Source organism: Nocardioides pacificus, assembly GCF_054775955.1.
Genome location: NZ_BAAHCI010000005.1, coordinates 1,141,204 through 1,166,355, shown reverse-complemented (window position 1 = coordinate 1,166,355; position 25,152 = coordinate 1,141,204). Strand labels below are relative to the sequence as shown.

Annotated in this window: 24 protein-coding genes; 12 read left to right on the top strand and 12 right to left on the bottom strand. The window is 71.6% G+C overall.

Annotation, left to right across the window (positions count from 1 at the left end; translation table 11 throughout):
- Positions 1-234 precede the first annotated feature (234 nt).
- On the bottom strand, positions 235-468 hold the full coding sequence (locus ACYU7L_RS08160; RefSeq protein WP_460794887.1) for a hypothetical protein: 234 nt from the start codon (positions 466-468) through the stop codon (positions 235-237).
- Positions 469-656: 188 nt separating this feature from the next.
- Complete coding sequence (locus tag ACYU7L_RS08155) at positions 657-1,094, bottom strand: VOC family protein (RefSeq protein WP_460794885.1); 438 nt, start codon at positions 1,092-1,094, stop codon at positions 657-659.
- A 182-nt stretch (positions 1,095-1,276) separates the two neighbouring features.
- On the opposite strand from ACYU7L_RS08155, the gene ACYU7L_RS08150 reads away from it, so the two are divergent.
- From ACYU7L_RS08150 to ACYU7L_RS08140, 3 genes are read left to right on the top strand one after another with little or no spacing between them, the layout of a single operon-like run.
- Positions 1,277-1,624 (top strand): YciI family protein, encoded by a 348-nt coding sequence (locus ACYU7L_RS08150; RefSeq protein ID WP_460796627.1) that lies wholly within the window; start codon positions 1,277-1,279, stop codon positions 1,622-1,624.
- Positions 1,625-1,664: 40 nt separating this feature from the next.
- On the top strand, positions 1,665-2,951 hold the full coding sequence (locus tag ACYU7L_RS08145; RefSeq protein ID WP_460794883.1) for an RNA polymerase sigma factor: 1,287 nt from the start codon (positions 1,665-1,667) through the stop codon (positions 2,949-2,951).
- Positions 2,951-3,604 (top strand): DUF998 domain-containing protein, encoded by a 654-nt coding sequence (locus ACYU7L_RS08140; protein WP_460794881.1) that lies wholly within the window; start codon positions 2,951-2,953, stop codon positions 3,602-3,604. Before ACYU7L_RS08145 ends, ACYU7L_RS08140 begins: the two co-directional genes overlap by 1 nt.
- A gap of 22 nt (positions 3,605-3,626) precedes the next feature.
- Here the strand turns inward: ACYU7L_RS08140 and ACYU7L_RS08135 are convergent, their stop codons facing one another.
- From ACYU7L_RS08135 to ACYU7L_RS08120, 4 genes are all read right to left on the bottom strand, one after another.
- Entirely contained in the window at positions 3,627-4,709 is a 1,083-nt protein-coding gene (locus ACYU7L_RS08135; RefSeq protein ID WP_460794879.1) for a CU044_5270 family protein, read from the bottom strand.
- Positions 4,693-5,331, bottom strand: coding sequence for an RNA polymerase sigma factor (locus ACYU7L_RS08130; protein ID WP_460794877.1), 639 nt, complete (start codon positions 5,329-5,331; stop codon positions 4,693-4,695). The genes ACYU7L_RS08135 and ACYU7L_RS08130 overlap by 17 nt, the downstream gene beginning before the upstream one ends.
- A gap of 71 nt (positions 5,332-5,402) precedes the next feature.
- Complete coding sequence (locus ACYU7L_RS08125; RefSeq protein ID WP_460794875.1) at positions 5,403-6,962, bottom strand: peroxidase family protein; 1,560 nt, start codon at positions 6,960-6,962, stop codon at positions 5,403-5,405.
- Between the two features lie 277 nt (positions 6,963-7,239).
- Positions 7,240-7,689, bottom strand: coding sequence for a MarR family winged helix-turn-helix transcriptional regulator (locus ACYU7L_RS08120; protein ID WP_460794871.1), 450 nt, complete (start codon positions 7,687-7,689; stop codon positions 7,240-7,242).
- 50 nt (positions 7,690-7,739) lie between these two features.
- Between ACYU7L_RS08120 and ACYU7L_RS08115 the strand changes: the two genes are divergently transcribed.
- Positions 7,740-8,339, top strand: coding sequence for a maleylpyruvate isomerase family mycothiol-dependent enzyme (locus ACYU7L_RS08115; protein WP_460794869.1), 600 nt, complete (start codon positions 7,740-7,742; stop codon positions 8,337-8,339).
- A gap of 711 nt (positions 8,340-9,050) precedes the next feature.
- Here ACYU7L_RS08115 and ACYU7L_RS08110 read toward each other — a convergent pair.
- Together ACYU7L_RS08110 and ACYU7L_RS08105 are read right to left on the bottom strand one after the other, a co-directional pair.
- Positions 9,051-9,281, bottom strand: coding sequence for a DUF1905 domain-containing protein (locus ACYU7L_RS08110; protein WP_460794867.1), 231 nt, complete (start codon positions 9,279-9,281; stop codon positions 9,051-9,053).
- Entirely contained in the window at positions 9,281-10,462 is a 1,182-nt protein-coding gene (locus ACYU7L_RS08105; protein ID WP_460794865.1) for a homogentisate 1,2-dioxygenase domain-containing protein, read from the bottom strand. Before ACYU7L_RS08105 ends, ACYU7L_RS08110 begins: the two co-directional genes overlap by 1 nt.
- A 79-nt stretch (positions 10,463-10,541) precedes the next feature.
- Here ACYU7L_RS08105 and ACYU7L_RS08100 point away from each other — a divergent pair, with 79 nt between their 5' ends.
- Positions 10,542-11,462: a hypothetical protein gene (locus tag ACYU7L_RS08100; RefSeq protein WP_460794863.1), complete on the top strand. Its 921-nt coding sequence runs from the start codon at positions 10,542-10,544 to the stop codon at positions 11,460-11,462.
- Positions 11,459-12,664, top strand: a complete 1,206-nt coding sequence (fahA, locus tag ACYU7L_RS08095) for a fumarylacetoacetase (protein ID WP_460794861.1) — start codon at positions 11,459-11,461, stop codon at positions 12,662-12,664. Before ACYU7L_RS08100 ends, fahA begins: the two co-directional genes overlap by 4 nt.
- Here fahA and ACYU7L_RS08090 read toward each other — a convergent pair.
- Positions 12,589-13,929 carry a glycosyltransferase 87 family protein gene (locus ACYU7L_RS08090; RefSeq protein ID WP_460794859.1) on the bottom strand — a complete coding sequence of 447 codons (1,341 nt, stop codon included), beginning with the start codon at positions 13,927-13,929 and terminating at the stop codon, positions 12,589-12,591. The genes fahA and ACYU7L_RS08090 overlap by 76 nt on opposite strands.
- Positions 13,930-14,004: 75 nt before the next feature.
- Here ACYU7L_RS08090 and ACYU7L_RS08085 point away from each other — a divergent pair, with 75 nt between their 5' ends.
- The gene (locus ACYU7L_RS08085) at positions 14,005-15,255 is read left to right on the top strand and encodes an MFS transporter (protein ID WP_460794857.1); all 1,251 of its coding nucleotides are present in this window, start codon (positions 14,005-14,007) and stop codon (positions 15,253-15,255) included.
- A gap of 279 nt (positions 15,256-15,534) precedes the next feature.
- Here the strand turns inward: ACYU7L_RS08085 and mptB are convergent, their stop codons facing one another.
- Positions 15,535-16,989: a polyprenol phosphomannose-dependent alpha 1,6 mannosyltransferase MptB gene (gene mptB, locus ACYU7L_RS08080; RefSeq protein ID WP_460794855.1), complete on the bottom strand. Its 1,455-nt coding sequence runs from the start codon at positions 16,987-16,989 to the stop codon at positions 15,535-15,537.
- Between the two features lie 49 nt (positions 16,990-17,038).
- Positions 17,039-17,710 carry a TetR/AcrR family transcriptional regulator gene (locus ACYU7L_RS08075; RefSeq protein WP_460794853.1) on the bottom strand — a complete coding sequence of 224 codons (672 nt, stop codon included), beginning with the start codon at positions 17,708-17,710 and terminating at the stop codon, positions 17,039-17,041.
- Between the two features lie 158 nt (positions 17,711-17,868).
- Here ACYU7L_RS08075 and ACYU7L_RS08070 point away from each other — a divergent pair, with 158 nt between their 5' ends.
- The 4 genes from ACYU7L_RS08070 to ACYU7L_RS08055 are packed head-to-tail and all read left to right on the top strand — an operon-like array spanning position 17,869 to position 22,701.
- On the top strand, positions 17,869-19,149 hold the full coding sequence (locus ACYU7L_RS08070) for an ABC transporter substrate-binding protein (protein ID WP_460794851.1): 1,281 nt from the start codon (positions 17,869-17,871) through the stop codon (positions 19,147-19,149).
- A gap of 2 nt (positions 19,150-19,151) precedes the next feature.
- Complete coding sequence (locus ACYU7L_RS08065) at positions 19,152-21,182, top strand: ABC transporter permease (protein WP_460794849.1); 2,031 nt, start codon at positions 19,152-19,154, stop codon at positions 21,180-21,182.
- Positions 21,179-21,931 (top strand): ABC transporter ATP-binding protein, encoded by a 753-nt coding sequence (locus ACYU7L_RS08060; RefSeq protein WP_460794847.1) that lies wholly within the window; start codon positions 21,179-21,181, stop codon positions 21,929-21,931. The genes ACYU7L_RS08065 and ACYU7L_RS08060 overlap by 4 nt, the downstream gene beginning before the upstream one ends.
- A complete protein-coding gene (locus ACYU7L_RS08055; RefSeq protein WP_460794845.1) occupies positions 21,928-22,701 on the top strand; it encodes an ABC transporter ATP-binding protein in 774 nt (257 codons plus the stop codon). The genes ACYU7L_RS08060 and ACYU7L_RS08055 overlap by 4 nt, the downstream gene beginning before the upstream one ends.
- On the opposite strand, the gene ACYU7L_RS08050 is transcribed toward ACYU7L_RS08055, so the two are convergent.
- Entirely contained in the window at positions 22,619-23,908 is a 1,290-nt protein-coding gene (locus ACYU7L_RS08050) for a glycosyltransferase 87 family protein (RefSeq protein ID WP_460794843.1), read from the bottom strand. The two genes, ACYU7L_RS08055 and ACYU7L_RS08050, sit on opposite strands and share 83 nt — an antisense overlap.
- Positions 23,909-24,117: 209 nt before the next feature.
- Between ACYU7L_RS08050 and ACYU7L_RS08045 the strand changes: the two genes are divergently transcribed.
- Positions 24,118-25,143, top strand: coding sequence for an extracellular solute-binding protein (locus tag ACYU7L_RS08045; protein ID WP_460794841.1), 1,026 nt, complete (start codon positions 24,118-24,120; stop codon positions 25,141-25,143).
- The last annotated feature ends 9 nt before the right edge of the window (positions 25,144-25,152 follow it).

Here is a 25,152-nt window from a genome sequence, read left to right as displayed (position 1 = left end):
CCCACAGCACAGAGTCCAGCCCGGCCAAGGCATGGTCGGCCAGACCGAGCGCGCCCACGGCACCACCGACGGCACCGGGTCCGGTGTCGTCGGGGCCGTTCGGGATCATCGCCATGCAGATCACTCAAACAGGTGGCACCGACATTGACCCCCGGTTTGACCTGGTCTGGTCTCGAATTGTGGACAACATTCGAAAGTTTTTCTGGCGGCCCACCAACTGTCCACAGGGACGGGTTACAGGTGGGGTCTCGACGTCGGTTGCTGCGCAACCTGCTCGACCACCGAGGGGTGCGCAACCTGCTCGACCAGCGAGGGGTGCGCGACCTGCTCGACCACCGAGGGGTGCGCAACCTGCTCGACCAGCGAGGGGTGCGCGACCTGCTCGACCACCGAGGGGTGCGCAACCTGCTCGACCACCGAGGGGTGCGCGACCTGCTCGACCAACGAGGGGCCATGCAACCTGCTCAACCCACGGCTGCGTGTCAACCGCCAGGTGGGCCACCCAGCCCACTGGTGACACGTGAGTCCGGATGACCGCAATCAGGGCGCTGGCACTGACAGCGGGAGCCGACTCCGCGCGTGCCAAGGACCGACTGCAGGTCCCCGCACGGGGCTGGTTCGCAGGCACCACGCTGGTCTCCGCATCCATGCGGCGCTCAGTCCTTGTTCAGCTCCTGGGCGAGCATAACGATGATGCCGCTGGGCCCGCGGACGTAGGTCAGCTTGTAGACGTCCTCGTAGGTCGCAACGCCGCGCAGCGGGTGGCACCCGTGCCGGGCGGCGATGGCGAGGGCCTCGTCGATGTCGTCGACGGAGAAGGCGACGCGGTGCATGCCGATCTCGTGGGGCCGGGTGGGCTCGGTCTCGATCGCCTCGGGGTGGAGGTACTCGAAGAGCTCCAGGCGGCCATTGCCGTCCGGCGTCTGAAGCATGGCGATCTTGGCGTGGTTGCCGTTGAGACCGACGGCGGTGTCGGCCCACTCGCCGCTGACCGTGTCGCGGCCCAGGACGGTGAGCCCCAGGTCGGTGAAGAAGGCGATCGTCGCCTCGAGGTCGCGGACGGCGATCCCGACGTTCTCGAGCTTGATGGGCATGCGTTGCACGCTACCGAGCAGGCGTGGTTCCGTCAGGTCGATTGTCCTCCGACTGCGGCCTTCGGAAATGACTCGAGATCGCATGTCGAAGGACGTGGCCACCGTTCGACGTGTGTGCGAGAGGCAATCCTCAGCTACCGACAGGAGTGATCGACATGCCGCGTTTCATGGGATTCGTGAGGATGGAAGAGGGCATCGGGATGCCGCCGCAGTCGCTGTTCGAGGCGATGGGCGGCTACATCGAAGAGCGGGCCGCCAAGGGTGTGTTCCTCGACGGAGGTGGCCTCTACGGCACCGAGGACGCCGTGAACTTCGTGGTCCGCAAGGGCGAGGTCAGCCGGGTCGACGGGCCGTACGCCGAGGCCAAGGAGATCGTCGGCGGCTGGTCGCTGCTGCAGTACGACACGCTCGAGGAGGCTGTGGCCGACCAGCGGGAGTTCGCCGAGCTGCACGCGAAGCACTGGCCCGAGGTCACCGTGGTCGCCACCCTGCGCCAGATCTCCGAGGACCCGGGGGCTCCGGACGCCTGAGCGGGCGTCGCGTCGACGAGGGGGTCACTACGCTGGCTGCGTGCCTGCCGAGACCCCCGCGGATGATCCACGAGAGGTCATCGTCGCGGCGTGGCGGGCCGAGTCGGCCCGCCTCGTCGGTGCCCTCACGCGCATGACGCGCGACGTCGGGCTCGCCGAGGACCTGGCGCAGGACGCGCTCGTCGCCGCACTCGAGCAGTGGCCCGCGTCCGGCGTACCAGCCAACCCGGGCGCCTGGCTGATGACCACCGCCAAGCGACGCGGCGTCGACCACTTCCGGCGCGCCGACGTGCTGCGGCGCAAGGTCGCGGAGCTCGGGCAGAGCGGCCGGGGAGAGGAGGACGCGATGCCCGACCTCGACGCACAGGTCGACCACATCGAGGACGACGTCCTGCGCCTCGTCTTCCTGACCTGTCACCCCGCGCTGACCAGCGAGTCCCGCGCGGCGCTGACGCTGCGGCTGGTCGGGGGGCTCACCACGGCCGAGATCGCCCGCGGGTTCCTGGTCGCCGAGTCCGCGATGGGGCAGCGGATCTCGCGGGCCAAGAGGACGCTCGCCGAGGCAGACGTCGACTTCGAGCTGCCCACCGGAGCGGAGCGGACCGAGCGCCTCGACGACGTCATGGCCGTGATCTACCTGATCTTCAACGAGGGCTACACCGCCACCTCCGGCAAGGACTGGATGCGCCCCGACCTGTCCCACGAGGCGATCCGACTCGCGCGGATGCTGGCCGCGCTCGCGCCCGACGAGCCCGAGGTGCTCGGACTCCAAGGCCTGCTGGAGCTCCAAGGGTCACGAACGGCCGCCCGGCTGGACGACGACGGCGCGCCGGTGCTGCTCGAGGCGCAGGACCGGACGTCCTGGGACCAGGCGCTGATCCGGCGCGGGCTCGCCGCCCTGCAGGAGGCAGAGCGGCTCGCCGCGCGCGGGACGCCGATCGGGAAGTACTTCCTGCAAGCCTCGGTCGCCGCCCAACACGCCCGCGCGGAGCGCGCCCAGGACACGGACTGGCGCCGGATCGCAGCGTTGTACGACGTGTTGTCCGACGCCGCGCCGGGACCGGTCGTCGAGGTGAACCGGGCGGTGGCGCACGGGCGAGCGTCCGGGCCCGGGGCGGGGCTGGCCGTGCTCGATCGAGTGGACTCCGGGGCGCTGGGCGACTCCCCGCTGATCCCGAGCGTGCGGGGAGATCTGCTGGAGCGGGCGGGGCTGCATGCGGAGGCGAGCGAGGCGTTCGCCGAGGCGGCCGGGCGCAGCAGGAACGAGAGCGAGCGGGGGCTGCTGCTCAGGAGGGCGGAGCAGAACCTCGGACGGACAGCGCTCTGATGACCCCCACTCCACGACGACGGCAGGAACGGGTCGCGACCGCAGCGTACGAGCGCTGGGGGGCGCTCGCCCTGATGCTCCGGCCGGCCTACATCGCAGTCGAGCTCGTCGTCGCTTCGGCAGCCACCGGCGGATACAGCCTGGTCGCTGACTCGGTGAGCCAGCTCGGGGAGATCGGGTGCTCTGCAATCCAGTGCTCACCGCGTCACGAGCTGATGAACAGTGCCTTGATGGCGTTCGGGGCGCTGCTGGTGGTCGGCGCTCTCCTGCTCGCCCGGCCTCTGGGCGCGTGGGTCACCGGACTGCTGGTGGTCTCCGGGCTGAGCTCCATCGCCACCGGTCTCGCGCCGCTCGACCAGGACGCCGCCCTGCATGCGGTCGCCGCGGCGCCGCTGTTCGTCGCTCAGCCGATCGCTCTGGTCGCTGTCGGCACGCGACTCCGAGATGAGCGGCCACGGCTGGCGGGGGCCCTCGTGATCTTGGGAGGCGTCACCGGCCTCGCCGCCGTGGCGTTTGTGCTGGCTGGGGATGGACCGGCGGCTGGCGCCTTCGAGCGCCTTGCCCTCTGGCCTGTGCTTCTAGGGCTCGCTGGGTTCGCATGGACTCGGCTCGCTCAGTCGAGGCACGACGGCGCTGCTGACCTCGGTCAGTAGCGCGACTCGAGTCGTCAGGGGATCATGCACCTGCGGTCGCAGCCTCCCGGGCGGATCGCTCGATCTCCGCGTCGTCACCGGGTCGGGCACCGACCCGGTCCGCGACCCCGCGCTCGAGCACCGCGGTCGCGCCGAACAGCACGCCCGGCCCGCCGTCGCCGTCGCCGTCGCCGTCGCCGTCGCCGTCGCCGTCGCCGGGCAGGTACCACCGAGTGCCGAGCGGCACCGGCGAGCCGGGGCGGAAGACCCACATCGAGGTGACACCGGAGAGCTCGTCGGTGCGGGAGATTCCGAACCCACGACGCCCGACGGCGTCCTCGGCGTGCCCGGTGTGCTCGACGCCGGAGATCTTGGTGAGCGCCTGGAACAACGCGCCGGACAGGTCCGGAGGGACGAGCCCCTCGGAGATGATGTCGCCGATCCGCTCGAAGGTGTACTGGTCCGCGGAGACCGCGGACTCGAGGTGCTGCTGGCTGGCGATCTCCGCGATGAGGGCGTCGGGATCCGCGGGCAGCGACGACAGCCATCGGTACGTCGGGCGATCGGGGCCGGCCGGCGCGACGTACCCGCTGCTGAACGGCCAGTCCTGGCCGTGCTCGCGGATCAGTCCCAAGTCGGCGGTCTCACTGGCCTGCGACAGCCAGATCTCCCGCTCGTGCGGCGCTCCGAGCGTGACGTCGCCGCCGAGGGCACCCTCGTTGGTGACGACGGTGCTGCGGACATAGACGAACTGGTCCTCCGCGACGGTGGGCACCTCGGTGGTCAGGGCCGCGGAGGCGAGGCCGTCCAGGGCGCGGACGGCGGCGGTCTCGGCGAGGACCGGCAGGGCGGTCTGCCCGCCTCCCGGTGCCGACGGCGGCAGCGCCATCACGCCGAGCCCGACGACCGCGGCGAGGCAGGCAGCGACCAGGGCTGCCGGCCCCCAGCTGCCCAGTGCCTCGCGCGTGCTGCGCCGAACGATCGAGGCGTTCTCGATCGCGGCCAGCAACTCGGACTCCAGCCGGTCACGGGATCGCACGTCGAGCGGTGCCGTGGAGGGTGGCGGAGCGAGGTCTCGCAGGTCGCGGAGCAGCTGGTCGTGCGCGGAGTCATCGGTGATGGGCATGGCAAGGCTCCTGGGAGACGGTAGGGACCGCGCCGGCGGCGCGCGGCGGGGCGGTCGAGGAGTCAGTGGTCAAGGTGCGCAGCCTGGCTCGCGCCCGGGAGAGTCGCGAGCGGATCGTGCCCTCGGCCACGCCCAGCGCGAGAGCTGCCTCGCGGGTGCTGACACCGGACCACACGCACAGGGCCAGGACCTCGACCTCCTTGTCGGCCAGCCGATCGAGGGCCAGCTGGGTACGCCGCAGCTGGGCGGCGTCGTCGAGTCGTGACGAGACGCCCTCGGCGATGTCGGGGGTGGAGACCTCGAGGCGATGCCCCTGGCGAGCGACCAACCGCACCTGGCGCCAACGGCTGCGCGTCGCGTTCAGCGACTGGCGTGTTGCGATGGCCAGCAGCCAGGGGCCCAGCGGGTCGTCGGAGTCGCCGATGGCGGTCCGGTTCCGCCACGCCGCGAGGAACGTCTCGCCCACCACGTCCTCGGCGAGCGACCCGTCACCGCACAGCCTCGCCGCCACCCGGTGGACCAGGCTGGCATGGTCACGGAAGAGCGAGGCGAAGGCGTCCGGGTCGCCGTCGCGCAGCTCTTGCCGCAGCTGCCGCACGGAGGCGGCGTCGTCGAGGTTCACACCCTCAACTGTCCGGCACGCGGCCGGCGTTGCGGTGACCTGGGTCACCACGCCTCGGGACCGGTTCCCGGCTAGCGGCCGGGCAGGTCGGTGACCTCCAGTCCGTGCCCGGATGCCTTGATCAGGTCGGGCATCGAGAAGCTGTCGGTCGCCGACTCCACGAACGGCGTCCAGGTCGGGTCATTTCGCAGGTAGGACGAGGGATCCTTCGCGAGGAGACCGAGGAAGACCTCAGCCACAATGCGCCCGCCCACCGGCCCGAGATGGTGGCCCCCGGCGCGCACCCGCGCCTCGCGCAAGATGTAGTACCACAGCGGCGCCGGTCCGCCGTCGGGGAGTTCGAGCTCCGCATCGGTGAGCGGGGGGATGCCCATCACGGCCGCGACGTCCTGTCCGGACGGCAGGGCCAGTCGCGCGCCGCGGGTCAGGTTGCGGTCGATCAGCGAGGGCCGGTTGCCTCCGATCTCGGCCGGTAGGTCGGCCAGCGGGTTGGCCAGTTTGGTGTCGATGAGCCGAGTGAGCTGAAGCTCCCCGTCGCCGGCTCCGTCGACCTCGAAGAACCGTCGCCACTCGATCGTCCAGAAGGGGGGCAGGATGCGGAACCCCCCGAACTGCTGCAGCGCGAGCGCCGGGTCGGTGGTGGCTCCGGGAAGGAACGTCGGAAGGTTCTGGACCAGGGTGTTCAGCGAGTACCGGCCGCGGACCTGGGAGTGGCCGAAGCGATAGGCAGCGACAGCGAACTCGACCGGCATGTACGGAGCAGCGGATCTCGGTCGGTAGTACTCCAGCCTCACCGTCGGAACGACGGCTGTCTCGTCGAAGACCTCGTCGAGCATCTCCTGGCCGACCGTGCGCCGCAGGAAGTCGTGGATGACGATCCACTGGTAGTGCCAACGGACCACTCGCTGGGCGGTCTCGAAGACGCTTTCGCTGCCTCGGCGGAGACCGGGCTCGTCGCGGACACGCTCGACCATCTTGTTGTGGAACTTCAGCATCGTCAGCTGCAGCTGGCTGACGAACGTGTTCTCGTCATTGCGCGGGTCGCCGATCAGGGCGGTGCCTTGAGAGTTGCGGGGCAGATCGTCCTCGTTGTCATGCTGGTCGACGAGCAACATGTCCTCGAAGCCGGGGCGCTTGTCGTACATGTAGGCGTCATCGTTCGGTCCCCGGCCATAGACGGAGTCGAGGTCGAAGCATGGGGACCTGAAGTTGGTCAGAGCATCCGGGTCGTTCTGGCGTGTCAGGCTGGAGACGGGATCGAAGGTCAGGTCGTGATCGATGAACTGGCCGAGGTAGGTGTAGCCCGCGGGGATGGTGGGGTTGTTCTGCGTTGCATCGCCACCGGTGCTGCCCTCCGTCATGGCAGCGGCGATTGCATCGATGCGCTGCTTGGGCGGGACGAAGGGTGGGAGCCGGAACATCCGTCCGAACCGGCCCTCGAACAGCTGCGAGACCGGCAGGTAGGCGAGACCCCGCTGCTCGTAGCCGTGCCCGCGCGCCGGTCGGTGTGGTGATCCGAAACCGCGCGCAGACGCGGCCTGGTTGACCAGCTCCTCGGAGGGGCGGCCGTTGCTGTCCTGAAGCAGGCTTGCGGACGTGCTCGTCGTGCTCGGGGATTCGATAGGGCACATGCTTGCGCTCCCAGAAGTGGGATGGAGTTGCGAGTGCGACTCACCTGGACCGACGGCCCGGGGGACGTGGGCGCCCGCGCGGGCGCGTTATGAAAGTCGGGCTCTCTGACACCGCGATCGTCACTGAGGCAGGGCGCCAAGGCGCCGACAATGCTTCCACCGGGACCTGGGGCGAGCAATACCCCAAACGGGTGTTGACGTGGGGTACTGCGGTGTCTGTGGGGCGTGGGTGGTCACGTCGAATCGCGTGGTCGACCTCCGGTCGAAGGGAGGGCACTCACGAGTGCCACCACGGGTCGGTGATCCCGCGCAGGTCGCCCAGGATCTCGTGCAGCTGATGAAGCCGGTCCTCCCCGACGTGGTCCGCCCACTCGGCGAGCACTCGTGCGACCTCCGCGTCCGCCACCTCGGCAACCCGCTGCAGTCGGGGAGTCAGGCGGACCAGGCGGGCGCGACCGTCGGTGGGATCGGGCACCCGCTCGACGTACTCGGCCTTCTCCAACTGCTCGACCAGCGACGCTGCGCTCTGCTTGGTGACCCGGGCCTGCTCGGCGAGGTCGGAGACCCGCGAACCGTCTGGAGCAATGCGCGCCGCGATGCGGGCCTGCGCCAGCGTGATGTCGGTGATGCCAGCGGCCACGACAGCGTCGAACGCCCGCTGCTCCAGCGCGCGGTTGGCGACGAAGAGGAGGATCCCCAGCTCTTGGCGTTGACGAGGATTGGTCACCGTGCCATTTTAGACAGAAAACCTGTCTAGTTGTGGAGAGGTGACCCACCGTGGACAGCGACACCGTGTGGTGGCACATCGACTCAGAACGGGCCTGGATGGCCGACTTCTTGGAGTCGCTCCCCGCCGCGGACTGGCAGCAGCCGAGCCTCTGCGCGGGATGGACCGTGCGCGACGTCGGCGCGCACCTCACGTTCGCCCAGACACCGGTGCGCAACCTGCTGTGGCCGATGCTTCGCGCGGGTTTCCGGTACGACGTACTGGTCCGGGACACGGCGATTCGCAGCCCGCTGACCCCCGAGGAGATCGTGGCCAGGCTGCGCAGCTTCCTTGGCTCGCGTCGACGCGTCGCGTTCATCACCGACCTCGAGCCGCTGATCGACATCCTGGTGCACAACCAGGACATCGCCCGCCCGCTTGGCGTCGACCACCCGATCCCGCCGGACGCGGCCGCCGCGGCCGCCGACCGCGTGCTGGGCACCCCCGCTCCGATCCGGCGCTGGAAGCCCCCGCGCGGCATCCGCTTCGTGGCCACCGATACCGACTGGGCGTTTGGCAGCGGCGGCGAGGTGCACGCAACCATGGGCACCCATCTGCTGACGTTGACCGGACGCCTGCCCATCCCCCGAGGGGCGTCAGCTCCGCCCTGACGCAAACCCAAGAGGTCGAGGCAGCGAGAACCGGTCGGCGCGGCCCGTTGGAAACTGGGCGGGATACCGATTCCCGGAGCGAGTGCCCTCGCCTAGGAGACGGCGTGGCAGTGGATCTGCCACTCTCCTGCGACGCACTGAAGCTCTAGTCAACGGCGTCACGATTCAGGAGGCTTCGAGCTCATGACACGACGGATAACCGGTCCGGCAATGCGTCTGATGTCGCTGCTCCTCGCCTTCCTTATGGAGTCGGTGCGCTGAGGAGCTCCACGATCTGGGCTGGCGACTTCCCTTCGGGGTCGGCTTCGAGCGCAACGACTCGCACGTGATCAGCGCAGTCGAGCGCAGCCAGGAGGTCGCACTGCTCCGGTCGAGCGTCCAAGGCCTCTCAGATGAGGACAAGTGCGCGAAAGCCTCCGGAAAGTGCCCACCTGGAAGCACCGAGACGGTGTGCGGAGTTCACCTTCATCGGATACGACGAGCCCACTTTCAAGGTCGCTACCGAGGACGGGGGCCGCTTGAATTGGATCAGTCCCGACATCACACAGGTCGACATGATCAACGAGACCCTGGACGCGGGAGCACAAGCCGAGCACCTCGCCTCCCACGAGGACCTTCCTCGAGGACCAGACCAGAGTCTTCAACGACAGCCTGATCACCAGCATTGACCCCGACGCCGTCAGCGCTTTTGAGGTCAGCTCCTAAGAGCTCTCAGGTCACGCGCAGCGACACCTTGTCGGGGAAGACCGACGTCCGCCACGTCGACGTACCCATCGTCACCTCGACCCGCACCGACCCGAAGCCGGTCGGCGGGCCGGACTCCATCCGGATCTCCTCGCCGATCTCCTCGGGCACGGTCACGAACGCCCAGGCGTCGACCGAGTCCGACAGCCAGATCTCGGCCTCGAACTCATGGACCGCGTTCGACGACTCAACCGTCATCACGAAGGTCCTGGGTCAGCCGCCCACGTCCACGCATACGCCGGATCCTCGCAGGCCAGCCCACCCTCGCCCAGCTCCAGCGGGGCGAACGTGTCGACCATGACCGCGAGCTCGTCGAACGCCTCCGCACCGAGCGATCCCTCGATCGCCGAGGGCTGCGGGCCGTGGGCGTGACCGCCGGGGTGCAGCGAGATCGAACCGCGGGCGATGCCGGAGCCCTTGCGCGCCTCGTAGTCGCCGGCGACGTAGAACATCACCTCGTCGGAGTCGACGTTGGAGTGGTAGTAGGGCACCGGGATCGCGAGCGGGTGATAGTCGACCTTGCGCGGCACGAAGTTGCAGATCACGAAGTTGTGCCCCTCGAGCACCTGGTGCACCGGCGGCGGCTGGTGGATCCGCCCGGTGATCGGCTCGAAGTCCTCGACGTTGAGCGTCCACGGATAGAGGCAGCCGTCCCAGCCGACGACGTCGAAGGGGTGCGTCGCATACGTCATCCGGGTCCCGAGGATGCGACCGGCGACGCGGTGCTTGACCAGCACCTCGACGTCCTCGCCGTCGGTCAGCAGCGGCTCGGTGGGGCCGCTCAGGTCGCGCTCGCAGTACGGCGCGTGCTCGAGCAGCTGCCCATAGCGCGACAGGTAGCGCTTCGGCGGCGCGATGTGGGAGTTGGCCTCCACGACGTAGAGCGCGGACTCCTCGGCCGGCACCCACCGGTGCGTCGTCGCCCGCGGGATCACCACGTAGTCCCCCGCCCGATAGGGCAGCACCCCGAAGACCGTCTCCACGACTCCCGAGCCGCGCTCCACGAACGCGCACTCGTCACCGATCGCGTTGCGATAGAGCGCCGACGGCTTCAGCCCCGTCACGACGTAGGCGATCCGCACGTCCGCGTTGCCCAGGATCTGGCGCCGGCCGGTGACCGCGTCGGTGCCGGTCTCCAGGTCGTGCAGGCGCAGATGGCGCGGCTTGAGCGGGTGGTTGGGCTCGCGGTCCTGGCTGGGCAGCTCCCAGACCTCCGACGCGGTGAGCGCCGACGGCACGCCACGGTGGTAGAGCAGCGAGGAGTCCGAGGAGAAGCCCTCCTCCCCCATCAGCTCCTCGCGATAGAGCCGCCCCTCGGCGTCGCGGTGCTGGGTGTGGCGCTTCGGCGGGATGGCACCGACGCTGCGGTAGTGGGCCATGGCGCTCCCCAAACTGGATCGAATGACCGATTAACGAACACTCTCGTTCGGTATGTGCTTCGTGGTTAGAGTAGCTCTCGTGTCAACGCCACCCGACTCCACCACTGCCCATTCCGCCGAGTGGCCCGCCGCGTGGCCTCCGTCACTGCAGGCCCTCGTGGACGACGCCGCGGTCTTCCCACCCGGTGACGCGCCCCTGTCCGATGCCCTCGCGGCGTACGTCGCGCGCGAGGGCCGGCCGGAGTCCCGACTGGTGCGGTCGTTCGTCGCCCGCGACGTGCAGCTGAGCGACGTGATCGTCCCCGTGCCCGTCTCGGTCGTGGTCACCGGCGGCGCCGGCGCCATCCCCGGCGCGCTGCGCCAGCTCCAGCGCAGCCCCGCCACTGCCGCTGGACTGGAGATCGCGCTGCGCGACCTCGACGACCTCGCCGGCAACGCCCGTCGGGTGCTCGCCGCGGTCGACGCCGCCCGCGACGAAGGTCTGCTCCAGGAGGACACCCCTGTCTACGTCGAGCTGCCCGCCGAGGACCCGCGCCCCTCCTGGCTGGCCGCCGCCGACGAGGTCGCCGGCGCCGAGCTGGCCCTCAAGCTGCGCACCGGCGGCACCGAGGCCGACCAGATCCCCTCCAGCGCGACACTCGCCGCCTGGGTCGACGCCGCCCTCGACCGCGAGGTCACCTTCAAGTGCACCGCCGGCCTGCACCGCGCCGTACGCCACACCGACGAGCACGACGGCCTCACCCGCCACGGCTTCCTCAACCTGCTGCTCGCCACCCGCAGCACCTTCGACGGCGACTCCCGCGACGAGGTCGTGGCACTGCTCGACGAGCGCGACCCCGCCGCGCTCCTCGAGCGCTGGCACGGCCACGGCGACGACGCGATGCTGCGGACCCGCCGCTGGTTCACCTCCTTCGGCTCGTGCAGCGTCGACGAGCCGCTCGCCGACCTGCGCACGCTGGGTCTTCTTGCACCGGGCCTGCTCACCGAGGAGGACGCATGAGCAGCTGGGTCCCCGGCGCGGCCGGGTCGCTGTGGGACGTCGACAACCTGCCGTACGGCGTGTTCGCGCGGTCCGGCGAGATGGCGCGGGTCGGCGTCCGGATCGGCGACCACGTGCTAGACCTAGCACCGGCCGCCGCGACCGACCTGCCGGAGGCGACGCACCTCTTCGAGGCGGACACGCTCAATCCGTTCCTCGCCGCCGGGCGGCCCACCTGGAGCGCCGTACGCCGCTGGCTGGCCACGCTGCTCGGCGAGGAGGCCGGGCGCGACGCCGCCGAGCCGCACCTGGTGCCGCTCGGCGAGGTGGGCCTGCGGATGCCGTTCGCGGTCGGCGACTACGTCGACTTCTACGCCTCCGAGCAGCACGCCTCCAACGTCGGCCGAATCTTCCGCCCCGACCAGGAGCCGCTGCTGCCCAACTGGAAGCACCTGCCCGTCGGCTATCACGGCCGCGCCGGCACCGTCGTGCCGTCCGGCACCGACATCGTCCGCCCGCACGGCCAGTGCAAGGGGCCCAACGACCCCACGCCGGTCTTCGGACCCACCGGCCGCCTCGACATCGAGGCCGAGCTCGGCTTCGTCCTCGGGAGCGGTACGGCGCTGGGCGAGTCGATCCCCACCGGCGCCTTCGCCGACCACGTCTTCGGCGTCGTCGGGCTCAACGACTGGTCCGCGCGCGACATCCAGGCGTGGGAGTACGTCCCCCTCGGCCCGTTCCTCGGGAAGTCCTTCGCCACCAGCATCTCGGCCTGGGTCACCCCGCTCGAGGCGCTCGACGCCGCGTGGACCGACCTCCCCGGTCAGGACCCCGAGCCGCTCGACTACCTGCGTGTGGCCGGGCCGGCCGGGCTGGACATCGCGATCGAGGTGGAGATCAACGGCCACGTCGTCTCGCGTCCGCCGTACCGCTCGATGTACTGGTCGCCCGCCCAGATGCTCGCCCACCTCAGCGTCAACGGCGCCTCCACCCGGCCCGGCGACCTCTTCGGCTCCGGCACCGTGTCCGGACCCGACGCCGGCCAGCAGGGCTCGCTGCTCGAGCTGAGCTGGGGCTGGCGCGAGCCGTTCGCCGTCGGTGATGAGGAGCGGACCGCACTGGAGGACGGCGACGAGGTCGTGCTGCGCTACACCGCTCCCGGAGCCTCAGGTGGGCGGATCGCGTTGGGCGAGGTGCGGGGGACGGTGCTGCCGGCGCGCTGACCGGCGGCTCGCGTTCGCCGTACTCGCGCCGCCGCGACGGTCAGGAACGCGAGCGCGAACACGACGTACCACCCGGACATCGCGATCTCCCACGGCGACAGGTCGAGCTCGACCATGTCGCCGTGCGGCACCCACCAGACGGTGAACGACCAGAACACCGCGACCCCGAGCACCGCCAGCCAGCGGCACTCGCGCCAGCACAGCGCGAGCGCCGGGATGCACCAGACCCAGTGGTGGCTCCAGGAGATCGGGGAGACGACCAGCCCGGTGAGGGCCGCCGCCAGCAGTCCCCACGCCGTCCCGAGCTCGCGGTGGGCGAGCGCCGCGACCGCGAGGCCGGCGACGAGCACGAGCGCGATCACGAGCAGCTCGACCACGCCGGTGTCGCGGGTGTGGGTCGCGCGGACCAGCCAGCCGCGCAGCGTCTGGTTGACGGAGTTCTCGGGGCGCCCGACCCGGCCGGCATCGAAGACGTGTGCGGTCCAGTAGTCCCACGTCGCCTGCCGCGCCACCGCGAGCGAGACCAGCACGGTCGCGGCACCGGTGGCGCACGCCGTGACCGCGGCCCGGATCCGGCCGATGAGCAGGAGGTGGAGCACGAAGATCGCCGGCGTCACCTTGATCGCCGTCGCCAGGCCGATCCCCACCCCCTGCAGGCGTGAGCCGGCCGGCAGGCAGAGGTCGGCCAGCACCAGGCACAGCAGGAGCAGGTTGACCTGGCCGAAGGTGCTGGTCTGCAGGACCGGCTCGGCCCACAGCGCCGCGGCGGCCAACAGCGCGACCGGCCCCGCGAACGCCCGGGCGGGGCCGCCGGTCACCAGCCGCACCGACAGCCACGCGGCCAGCACCACGAGTGCTGCGTTGAGGACGACCGAGGCCGACTCGACCAGCGCGACCGGCGGATAGGTGCCCGGGACGAAGAGGATCGCCGCGAACGGCGGGTAGGTCGCCAGCCCGTGCACCCCGGGCAGCGGGCCGTAGAGGTCGATGCCGTCGCGCACGGCCTGCCCCTCGGCGAGGTAGACGTGCAGGTCCACGAAGGCCGGACGGTCGACGAGCGTCACCCACACCACCTGGGCGATCAGCGAGCAGAGCAGCACGACCCCGGCCACGCGGGGGCTCGCGAGCACCGCCACCAGGCCGGCCGCGACCGGGCGGGACGGCGCCCGCCGCACGTCGTACGTCGTGTCTTCGCTCATCAGCTCCCCCGAGCCGATCGCGTGGCCGCCGTGGAAGCGGTGAACGCGACCCTCGTTGACTATCATGGTCCTCGCAGAGGGTTTGTGCGCGTCTCGGAGGTGGGTTCGACGCGCTTGTCCGTCGTACCCGAAAGAACACGCGTGTCCCCTCTTGCCTCCTACCGGCGCCTCTACCAGCTCGCCGGTCCCCTCTATGTCTTCGTCGCCTTCGTCGGCCGCCTCCCGCTCGCGATGGCGCAGCTGGGCGCCCTGCTGCTGGTCTCCACCGAGACCGGCTCCTACGGCACCGGCGGGCTCGCGGCCGGTGCGCTCGCCGTGGCCAACGCCCTCGGCTCGCCGTTCGCCGGCGTGCTCGCCGACCGGATCGGCCAGCGTCCGGTCGTGCTCGTCCAGTCCCTGGTCGGCGCCACCGCCGTCACCGCGCTCGTCTGGCTGACCTCGACGGGCGCGGACGGGCCCTACCTCGTCGCGGCCGCGGCCCTCGCCGGGCTCGTGATGCCGCAGGTCGGGCCGCTCGCCCGGGTCCGCTGGCGCCCCATCACCAAGGGCTCGGGCCACCACCAGCGCAAGCTCATCGACGCGGCGTTCTCCTATGAGGGCGCGGCCGACGAGGCGTCGTTCGTGCTCGGCCCGGCCCTCGTCGGCGTCGCGGCCGTCGCGGTCTCCCCCGGTGGCGCGATGCTCACCGCCGCGGCGCTGCTCGCGGTCTTCGGCTGCGCCTTCGCGCTGCACCCGACCTCGCGGCTCACCGGCGGCGTCGTCCATCACGCCGCCTCCGGTCGCCTGCTGACCGGCGTCTTCGTGGCGCTGCTCTGCTCGCAGGCCTGCATCGGCATGCTCTTCGGCGCCACCCAGACGGGTACGACGGCGCTCGCGTCCGAGGCCGGCCAGGCCGGCGTGGCCGGGCTGATCCACGCGCTGCTCGGCGTCGGCAGCGTGATCGCCGGGCTCGCCACCGTGTGGGTCCCCGAGCGGATCGGTCAGGAGCGACGGATCCTGATCGCCTCCAGCGCGCTGCTCGTGCTGTCCCTGCCGCTGCTGCTCGTCGACTCCATCGCCAGCCTGATCGTCGTGGTCATGCTGCTCGGCTTCGGCGTCGCGCCCTACATGATCGGCGTCTTCACGCTCGGCGAGCGGACCGTGCCGCCGAGCCGCGTCGGACTCGCGATGACGCTGCTCGCCGGCGCCACCGGCATCGGCTATGCCCTCGGCTCGAGCAGCGCCGGGCGGCTCGCGGACCTGCACGGCTACACCGCGGCGTTCGGGGTGACGATCGCGGCGATGGCCGTCGGCACCGTGCTCGCGGCGTTCACCAGTCGCAAGGCCGGGCGCGTCCAGCTCGCCGTCGACGCCGCGGCGGCACACGCCGTACCGGTGGAGGAGAACGCCTGAGGCGTGGGTTCGGGAGTGCGCTGGATGGGCAATCGCTGATGTTGTCGGGCGAAATTTCGGCCGCCCACATCAGCGTTCCCCGGTCGACCGGGGAAACCGACAGCGGCCGGCCCGACGCGCCGTACACCCCTGGCACCAACGGGGTCTGTGTGACGCAGGCGTCTGCTGAGCCCCCAGAGGTAGTTCACGCTGTCAATCACTGATGTTGTCGGGCGAAGTTACGGCCGCCCACATCAGCGTTCCCCGGTCGACCGGGGAAACCGACGCCCCTCCCACCCCTCACCCCCGCACCGCCAGCCAGTCGGCGTCGGCAATCCGGCGCAGCCGGGCGCGGGCGGGGTGGGTGAGCAGGAGCGCGGCGAAGAGCGCGCCGACGGTCATCGCGCCGAAGACGATGGCCACGTAGGCGCCGTGCAGCGACGAGTCCAGCGGGGCGGCGAGGCCGGTGAGCAGGGCGACCGCGACGACGGCGGTCGTGCCGGCCCGCGACAGGCGCAGGGTGGGGACGAAGGGCACCAGCCACAGGAAGTACCACAGGTGCACGACCGGGCACAGCAGCAGCGCGGCGCCGAGCACGACCGCCATCGCGGCCACGCCCTGGGCCGGGGAGCCGGTGCGCCAGCGCAGCGCCACCCAGCCGGCCACCAGCAGCGAGGCCACGCTGGCCAGGGTCCGCGTCACCTCGAGGAACGTCGCCGGCGCGAGCCCGGCACCCACGGCCTCGGCGAACAGGTCGATGAGCCCGCCCAGCACCGTCGGCACCGACAGCGGCGTGTTGACCGTGCCCGGCACACCGAGCGCGTTGACCCAGCCGATCCCCAGCTGCCAGGGCAGCCCGGCGGCGACCAGGGTGCCCACCGAGACCGCGCCGACGGACACCAGGCGACGCAGGCGGTCGACGAGCCCCGCCCCCACCGGCAGCGACACCAGCGCGACCGCGATGCACACCAGGCCACCCGGCAGCTTGACCGCCGCCGCGACACCGCCGAGCACGGCGCCCCAGGCCCAGCCGTTCTCGACGCCGACGACCAGCGCCGCGGCCATCACGCCCACCATCAGCAGGTCGTTGTGCAGCCCGGCGACCCCGTTGGCCATCATCAGCGGCGACGTCACCGCGATCGCCGTGGCGAGCGCGGGATTGGCGCCGGTCCACCGGGCCAGTCGCGGCACCGCCCACGCGAGCAGGACCAGCCCGAGCAGCGCCACCCCGCGGTGGGCGACGACCAGCAGCCAGGGGTCCTGGATGACATGGGCTGCGGCGGCGCCGAGCCCGAGCGGGACCGGCCCGTAGGGCACCGGTGTCTCCATCCAGCGCGGGTCCACCGCCTCGACGATCGGGCCGTCCATCACCCCCGGACCGTGCTCGTACGGCGAGATGCCCAGCGCCGTCATCGTCCCCTGCGCGGCGTAGGACCAGCCGTCGCGGGAGAACAGCGGCGGCGCGACGAGCAGCGGGAGCGACCAGACCGTCGCCGCCAGCCGGACCACGCCCAGCGCCTCCTCGCGCGCGGCTCCGCCCGCGTGCGCGGCATACCGACACAGCGAGAGCCACGCCGACCCGAGCATCCCGAGGCCGACCAGCACCACCGCGAGCCCCGCCATCCGGCCGGCCATCGCACCGCGGGTGGCCACCAGCGCGTCGAGCTCGAGCAGCGGCGTGGACTCCGGCAGCGTGGACACCACGAGCCCGCCGAGCAGGACCAGGACCGAGCCGATCACACCACGAGTGAGCACGCAGGCACGCTAGGGACGGTCGGCGACCAGCCGGGGACCCGCGCGTGAACTACTCGGGAACGCGTCTCAGACCGGTCCCGTTGAGCCAGATCCGGTCGACCGTGGCCAGCAGCGTCTCCTCGTCGTACTCCACCGGCCCGGTCGCCCACGCCAGCACCAGCCGCTCGACCATGAACGTCAGCGCGTGCGCGGTGTGGCGCGGATCGAGGTCCTGGTCGCACAGCCCGGCGCGCTGCCAGCTCTCGATCGCGGCGGTCGCCCGGTCCTGGAAGAAGGCGATCAGCTCCTCGGACTGCTCGCGGATGTGCTCGTCGCCGTCGCCGGCCTGATACATCAGCGACATCATCCGGGCGTTGCGCCGGTGGGCCCGGACGTAGACCTTGTTGACCTCCTGCAGCCGCGCCACCGGGTCCTGCTGGCTGCTCACGTGGTCGGGCGGGATCGCGGTCATCTCCGCCACGACCTCGGCCATCACGTCGCGGAAGATCTCGTGCTTGGAGCGGTAGTAGTTGTAGAGGGTCCCCGAGGCGACCTTGGCCTCCGCGGTGATGTCGGAGAGCCGGGCGTTGTAGAACCCGTCGCGCTCGAACACCACGCGCGCCGCAGCGACCAGCGCCTTCTGGGTGCGGTCGCGCCGCGCGTCCTGGCGGGTACGTCGCGGCTTGGGGCGCGCCTGGCTCGCGTCGGTCGGTTGATGCGACTCCGTCTCGGCTGACTCCACCTCCCCATCCTGCACGGACATCCAATCCGGGCCGGCGCTGGACCAGTCGACCCTAAAACTGATCTTGACCTCAGTTTCAGCAATCGCTACTTTCCAAGGAGCGATGTGGCTCGGGTCACACCTCGCGGTCCGTGCCAGACCCCCAGGGAGAGGGAGCCATGCGCCCCACACGACTCATCCGCGCCGCCGCCGTCACGTCCGCCTGTCTGCTGGCGATCACCGCCTGCGCCGAGGACAGCACCGACACCGGAGCCGGCGACTCGACCACGCCGGCCGCCGAGTTCAGCGAGGCCCCGGCCGTCGAGGCGACCGGCGAGCCCATCCGGGTGGGCTGGCTGAACCCGTCCGAGGGCGCCTACAGCCAGCCCGGCGTGCAGACCGGCGGCGAGGCCGCGCTGGACTACGTCAACACCAAGATGGGCGGCGCCGGCGGCCGCCCGATCGAGGTCGTCGAGTGCGACACCGACGCCACCCCCGAGGCCGCACAGGCGTGCGCCAACACGTTCGTCGAGGAGGGCGTGGTCGCCGTCCTCGACGGCTACAACACCTCCTCGAGCGCCGCACTGCCCGCCCTCACCTCGGCCAAGATCCCGCTCGTCGGCATGATCCCCTTCGACTCCGTCACCGGCTCCGCCGCCGAGAACAGGGTGTTCTTCGCCGCCCCGCAGGCGTCGTTCCTGGTCGGCGCGCTGCAGGCCTTCCAGGCCGAGGGCAAGGAGTCCGCGACGCTGGTGCTGGTCGACCTGCCCAGCTCGCACCAGACCATCGACAAGGTGCTCAAGCCCGTCGGCGAGGCGCTCGGCATCGAGGTCAAGGGGCTCTACTACTCCCCCACCAACCCCAACTTCTCCGCGATCGCCTCGACGATCGTGTCGACCAACCCCGACGTCGGCGGGCTGATCGCCTCGCCCAACGAGGCCACCTGCACCCAGCTCGTCCAGAGCCTGCGCCAGCTCGGCTACCAGGGCACGATCTTCACGGCCGCCTGCACCGACCACATCGAGACCGCGCCCGACGACGCGGCCGGCGGGGCGGCGTACTCGTCCAACTGGCTGCCCGACGCCGCGTCGTACGCACCCGAGGAGGTCCAGGCGGAGCTCGCCATCGCGAGCAACGCGATCGAGGAGCACGGCGGCCAGGCGGGCTACTACGCCTTCGGCGAGTTCGCGCTGTTCGTGAACTTCGCGAAGGCGCTCGCCGAGGTGGGCGAGTCGGAGAAGGAGCTGACCGGCACCGTCGTGCTCGACACCCTCAAGGGGCTCACGGACTTCCCGACGTTCCTCGGGCCCGAGGTCACCTGCGGCTCGAAGACCTCGCCCAACTGCACCACCGAGATGCTGCTCTTCTCGGTGCAGGACGACGGCACGATCGAACCGGCCACGGGTGACTTCATCACGCCGCTGCCCGAGGTCATGGCCAACATCCCCGGCGCCAGCTGACCATGGACCAGTTCCTGCTGTTCGCCTCGCTGGGGCTGTCGACCGGGGCGGTGTACGCCGTGCTGGCGTCGTCCCTGGTCGCGGTCTACGCCGCCACCGGCATCATCAACTTCGCCCAGGGCGCCGTCGCCCTCTGGTCGGTCTGGGTCGTCGCGGCCCTGCGCACCGACGGCGTGCTGGTGCTGCCGGTGGGCTCGATCGCGCTGACCCCGGGAGGGCCGCTGCAGATGTGGCCCGCCATCCTGATCGGGGTGGGGTACGCCGTGGTGTGGTGCCTGCTGGCCCACCTGCTGGTGTTCCGGCCGCTGCGCCGGGCGCCGATCCTGTCCCAGGTGGTGGCCTCGGTGGGGCTGATGGTCTTCCTGCAGGCGCTGGTCACCCTCCGCTTCGACACCGTCAACACCTTCGTCCGCCCGGTCCTGAGCGACGCGACCGTGGACGTCGGGGGCGCGCTCATCAGCGTCAGCAACCTGGTCCTCGCCGCCGTCGCGGGCGGCGTGGCCCTGGCGATGTGGGCGTGGTTCCGCTTCACCCGTGCGGGGGTCGCCACCCGGGCGGGCGCCGAGGACGAGCGGGCCGCGCGACTCACCGGCTTCGCGCCCGACCGGCTCGCGGCGGCCGTGTGGGCGATGACCGGGGCCGCCACGGCCCTGGTCACCGTCCTCGCGGCGCCCACGATCGGGCTCGACCCGGTCAGCTACACCTTCTATGTCATCCCCGCGCTGGCGGCCGCACTGCTCGGGCGGCTCACCTCGATCGGCGTCGCCTGCGTCGCCGGCCTGGGGCTGGGCTCGTTCCAGACCGTGCTGCTGTGGCTGACCTCGAAGTCGTGGTGGCCCGACTGGGCCCAGGCCGGCTTCGGTGACGCCGTGCCCTTCGTGGTGGTGATCGTGGCCCTCTTCGTGCTCGGCGGGAAGATCCCCTCGCGCGGCTCCCTCGGCGAGGTCCGGATGCCCGCGGTGACCGCGCCCCGGCTGCGGCCGGTCCCGGTGGCGGTCACGATCGCGGCGGCCGTCGCGGCGGTGCTGCTCACCTCGGGCACCTGGCGCTTCGGCGTGGTCACCTCGGCGATCATGGCGCTGATCGCGCTCTCGCTGGTGCTGCTCACCGGCTACCTCGGCCAGATCTCGCTGGCGTCGATGGCGTTCGCCGGCGCGGCCGGGTTCGCGCTCTCCAAGGTCACCACCGACCTGGGCGTGCCGTTCCCGTTCTCGATCCTGATCTCCGCGCTCGCCGCGACCTTCCTCGGCGTGCTCGTCGGGATCCCGGCGCTGCGCATCCGCGGGGCCCAGCTCGCGGTGGTCACGCTGGCCGCGGCGATCGCGATCCAGAGCTTCGTCTTCAGCAACCCCGCCTTCACGCCGTTCGAGGGCAACCTGATCGAGGACCCCAGCCTGTTCGGCATCGACCTGTCCGTGCGCAGCGGCACCACGCTGACCACCGTGCCGTTCTCGCTGATGGTGATCGCCGTCGTCGCGACGTCGATGATCGTGGTCGCGCGGCTGATGGCCGGCGCCTCGGGCCGCGCCTTCCTCGCCGTACGCTCCAACGAGCGGGCCGCCGCCTCGGCCGGCATCGACGTCGCCGCCACCAAGCTGCTCGGCTTCGCGCTCTCGGCCTTCCTCGCCGGGGTCGGCGGCTGCCTGATCGGCTACAGCCGCAGCCAGCTCTCGGTCGCGTCGTTCAGCGTGCTGATCGGGCTCTCGCTGCTCGCGATGACCTACGTCGGCGGCATCACCCACATCAGCGGCGCGATCATCGCCGGGCTGATCGCCCCGCTCGGGGTGCTCTACACGTTCCTCAACCAGACCGTCGACCTCGGCCACTACTACCACCTGATCGCAGCGCTCGGGCTGCTCGTCACCGCCGTGCTCAACCCGGCGGGGATCGCCGGCACCGTCCATCACGCGTACGCCGCGGCGCGGGGCCGGCACGGACCGCCCGGCCACGAACCGCCGACGCCGGCCGCGCCGGTCGCCGAGCCGCGCGTGACGACCCCGGACGCCGCCCCCGCCCTGAGAGGGACCCGATGACCGAGCCGCTGCTCACCACCACGGACCTGAGCGTCCACTACGGAGGCGTGGTCGCCAACGACCACGTCTCGATCGACGTGCACGCCGGCGAGATCGTCGGGCTGATCGGCCCCAACGGCGCGGGCAAGACGACGTTCGTCGACGCGGTCACCGGCTTCACCCCCTCCACCGGAGAGGTGATCCTCGGCGGGCACCGGATCGACGGCCGCAGCCCCCACCGGCGGCGCCGCGCCGGCCTGGCCCGCACCTGGCAGGCCGGCGAGCTCTTCCTCGACCTCACCGTCGCCGACAACCTCGCCGTCGCCGTCCAGCGCCCGGGGCTGCGGACGATGCTCGCCGACGTCGTGCGCCGCACGCCCCCGCGGGTGGCCCACGTCGGCGAGACGCTCGAGCTGCTCGGGCTGACCGCGGTCGCCGACGTGCGCCCCGACGAGCTCACGCTGGGCCGGCAGAAGCTGGTCGGCGTGGCCCGGGCGCTGGTGGGCGGCACCCGCGTCGTCCTCCTCGACGAGCCGGCCGCCGGCCTCGACAGCCACGAGAGCCTGGAGTTCGGCCGCGAGCTGCGCCGGGTCGTCGAAGGCGGCGTCGGAGCGCTGCTCATCGACCACGACATGGCGCTGGTGCTCGACACCTGCGACCGGGTCTACGTGATGGACTTCGGGAGGATCATCGCCTCCGGCCCGCCCGACGTCGTACGACGCGACGAGGCCGTCATCGCGGCGTACCTCGGGTCGGGCGTGGCCCCATGAGCGCCGCCCCGGAGAGTCCCGCCCTCGGGAGTCCCGCCCTCGCGAGCCCTGCCCTGGCGAGCCCTGCCATGGTGATTCGGGGGCTCAGTGCCGGCTACAACGGCGTACCGGCCGTCCGCGACCTCGACCTGAGCGTCGCAGCGGGCAGCGTGCTCGCGCTGCTCGGGCCCAACGGCGCCGGCAAGACCACGACCCTGCTGGCGGCCGTGGGTCTGCTGGCCCCGCTGGCCGGCACCGTCACCGCGCTCGGCGAGCCGGTGAGCCGGCGGGTGGAGCGCAACACCCGGCGCGGGGTCGTGCTGCTGCCCGACGACCGGGGCGTGTTCCACCGGCTGACCGTGCGCGAGAACCTGCGGCTCGCGGTGCGCCGCGGCGGCGCGGACCTCGACGAGACCCTCGACCGGTTCCCCAAGCTGCGCACGCTGATGGGTCGGCGCTGCGGCCTGCTCTCCGGCGGCGAGCAGCAGATGCTGGCGCTCGCCAAGGCGATCCTCGCGAAGCCAAAGGTGCTGCTCATCGACGAGATGAGCCTGGGGTTGGCGCCGATCGCGATGCAGGGGCTGCTGCCCACGATCCGCTCGCTGGCCGACGACCTGGGGGTCGCGGTGGTGCTGGTCGAGCAGCACATCGACCTGGCGCTGGCTATCGCCGACCACGCCGCGGTGCTGCACCACGGACGGCTGGCGCTCAGCGGGCCGGCCGACGACCTGCGGGCGCGGCGGGCCGACGTGGAGGCGGCGTACTTCGGTCACGCCGTGGGGCCAGCCTGACGGCGGCATACGTCGCGAGCAGGAGCGCCGTCCAGACATAGGCGTTGCCGACGACCTGCTCGGGCCAGGACCACGCGAGCTCCTGGTCCGAGCGGTGGGGCGGCCACCAGATGCAGGCCGAGGTGGCCACCAGCGTGACCGCGATCGCGGCCGCGAGGGCCGGGACCGTCGCGCTCGCCCTGCGCCACAGCACGATCAATGCCGGAGCCGCCCAGACCCAGTGGTGGCTCCACGACACCGGTGAGGCCAGCAGCATCGAGGCGGCGCCCAGCAGCACGCCGAGGTCGCGCCGTCCACGCCGCCACCACGCGGCCGCGACCAGCAGCACCGCCACGCTGACCAGCCCGGCCACGGCGAGCCACAGCAAGGTCGCCGGCTCGTGCCCCAGCAGCCGGGTCAACGCGCCGAGCAGCGACTGGTTGCCGGCATAGGCCACGCCCCCGACCCGGCCGGGGTCCCACAGCACGTCCGTCCAGTACGACGTGGCGGCGCTCGGCAGCAGGGCGAACCCGATCACCACCGTCCCCGCGAAGGCCGCGACCGCCCGGCCCGCTGCGGCACGCCGGCCGACGAGGACCAGCAGCACCACGAAGACCAGCGGGGTCAGCTTGATGCCCGCCGCGACCCCCACCAGGACGCCGGCCCAGCGCCGGTCCGGACGCAGCAGGTCGAGGCTGATCGCGAGCGCGAGGAACAGGTTGACCTGCCCGAAGGAGAGCCCCGACCACACCGGCTCGAGGAGCAGCATCGCCACGGTGAGGGTGAGCACGGCCGCCCCGCGCGGCGGTCGCGGCGCGCCCTCCGCGAGGAAGAGGCGGACCACCCCGGCCAGGGCGAGGACGCTCGCCGCCGCCCACAGCCCCGCGGCGACGACGGCGGGCAGGAGGGCGACGCCCACCATCAGCAGCGCGGCGAACGGCGGATAGGTGAACGGCAGCCCGGTGGCCGGGTCCGCTCCGACGTACAGCCCCGGGCCGGCGCCTGGTCCCCACCCGATCCACCCGCCCAGGCCGGCGAGGGCCTCACTCCCGCCGAAGCGATAGACGGCGAGGTCGGTGAAGCCGCGCTGCGCCTCGACCGCCGTACCGATCACGGCGGCCACGACGGCCACGGCGGCCACGGCGGCCACGGCGAGGAGCCAGGCCGGCGCCGTCAGCGGCCTCACCGGTCCACGGGCGGCAAGGACTGCGGACGCACGGCTCAGCACGCCCGGAGGCTAGGCCCGCCCGGCGACGCGCACATGAACGCAGCCACACCATCGCGCAAGCGTCCCGGTCGTGTGCCTGAGGGCGCGCTCCACCGCGTCCTCGGGCACACGACGACCCTTCCCCGGCGGACGAGCACCGGACGCGACCACGCCCGAAGTCGGACGAGAGGTTAGCCTTCCCTCAGCTGATCGTCCCCCGAAGGAGCCCCATGCGTCGCCCGCTGCTCGCCCTGGCTGCCTCACCTTTGGCTGCCCTCGCCCTGCTCACCTCCGGGTGTGGCGTCTTCGGCTCGGAGGAGGAGGCCGACCTGCAGGTCTACTCCGCGCGCCACTACGACCTCGAGAAGGCCTTCGAGGAGTTCACCGACGAGACCGGGCTGAGCGTGGAGTTCCTCTACGGCGACGACGCCGAGCTGCTCGAGCGGCTCAAGGCCGAGGGCGACAAGACCCCCGCCGACATCTTCATGACCGTCGACGCCGGCAACCTGTGGAACGCCGCGGAGCAGGACCAGCTGCAGGCGCTGGACTCGGCGGCGCTGGAGGAGTCGGTGCCCGAGGACCTGCGGGACCCCGAGGGCCGCTGGTTCGGCCTGGCGATGCGCGCGCGCACGGTGATGTACAACCCCGACGCGGTGGACCCGGCCGAGCTCGACGCGGAGGACACCTACGCCGGCCTGGGCGACCCGTTGTGGAAGGGCCGGATCTGCATGCGCGACGAGACCGCCTCCTACACCCAGTCGCTGGTCGCGAGCCTGATCGACCTGCACGGGCGCGAGAAGGCGCTCGAGATCGTCGAGAGCTGGGTCGCCAACGACGTCGACGTGATGAGCAACGACATCGAGCTCCTCGACGCGATCGACGCGGGCGGCTGCGACGTCGGCATCACCAACCACTACTACCTGGCGCGCCAGCTCGACGAGAACCCCGACTACAACGTCAAGCCCTACTGGGCCAGCCAGGAGGGCGCGGGCACGCACGTCAACATCTCCGGCGCCGGCGTGCTCGAGGCCTCCGACAACCCGGCGGACGCGCAGAAGCTGCTCGAGTGGCTGGCCGCCGACGGCCAGAGCGCGTTCGTCGACGCCAACCACGAGCTGCCGGTCAACCCCGACGTCGAGCCCGAGCCGCTGGTCGCGAGCTTCGGCGCCTTCGAGCGGATGCCCGTCGACGCGGCCGCCTACGGCTCGCTGAACGCCGACGCGATCGAGCTGCTGGACGAGGCCGGCTACCGGTGACACCTGCGT

What these genes read in the sequence shown, in the direction of transcription:
- ACYU7L_RS08105 (WP_460794865.1), bottom strand. Translation starts at nt 10,462, where the DNA reads ATGGCCCACTACCGCAGCGTCGGTGCCATCCCGCCGAAGCGCCACACC.
- ACYU7L_RS08150 (WP_460796627.1), top strand. Translation starts at nt 1,277, where the DNA reads ATGGAAGAGGGCATCGGGATGCCGCCGCAGTCGCTGTTCGAGGCGATG.
- ACYU7L_RS08155 (WP_460794885.1), bottom strand. Translation starts at nt 1,094, where the DNA reads ATGCCCATCAAGCTCGAGAACGTCGGGATCGCCGTCCGCGACCTCGAG.
- ACYU7L_RS08055 (WP_460794845.1), top strand. Translation starts at nt 21,928, where the DNA reads ATGAGCGCCGCCCCGGAGAGTCCCGCCCTCGGGAGTCCCGCCCTCGCG.
- fahA (WP_460794861.1), top strand. Translation starts at nt 11,459, where the DNA reads ATGAGCAGCTGGGTCCCCGGCGCGGCCGGGTCGCTGTGGGACGTCGAC.
- ACYU7L_RS08045 (WP_460794841.1), top strand. Translation starts at nt 24,118, where the DNA reads ATGCGTCGCCCGCTGCTCGCCCTGGCTGCCTCACCTTTGGCTGCCCTC.
- ACYU7L_RS08065 (WP_460794849.1), top strand. Translation starts at nt 19,152, where the DNA reads ATGGACCAGTTCCTGCTGTTCGCCTCGCTGGGGCTGTCGACCGGGGCG.
- ACYU7L_RS08060 (WP_460794847.1), top strand. Translation starts at nt 21,179, where the DNA reads ATGACCGAGCCGCTGCTCACCACCACGGACCTGAGCGTCCACTACGGA.
- ACYU7L_RS08125 (WP_460794875.1), bottom strand. Translation starts at nt 6,962, where the DNA reads ATGTGCCCTATCGAATCCCCGAGCACGACGAGCACGTCCGCAAGCCTG.
- ACYU7L_RS08140 (WP_460794881.1), top strand. Translation starts at nt 2,951, where the DNA reads ATGACCCCCACTCCACGACGACGGCAGGAACGGGTCGCGACCGCAGCG.
- ACYU7L_RS08110 (WP_460794867.1), bottom strand. Translation starts at nt 9,281, where the DNA reads ATGACGGTTGAGTCGTCGAACGCGGTCCATGAGTTCGAGGCCGAGATC.
- ACYU7L_RS08135 (WP_460794879.1), bottom strand. Translation starts at nt 4,709, where the DNA reads ATGCCCATCACCGATGACTCCGCGCACGACCAGCTGCTCCGCGACCTG.
- ACYU7L_RS08090 (WP_460794859.1), bottom strand. Translation starts at nt 13,929, where the DNA reads ATGATAGTCAACGAGGGTCGCGTTCACCGCTTCCACGGCGGCCACGCG.
- ACYU7L_RS08070 (WP_460794851.1), top strand. Translation starts at nt 17,869, where the DNA reads ATGCGCCCCACACGACTCATCCGCGCCGCCGCCGTCACGTCCGCCTGT.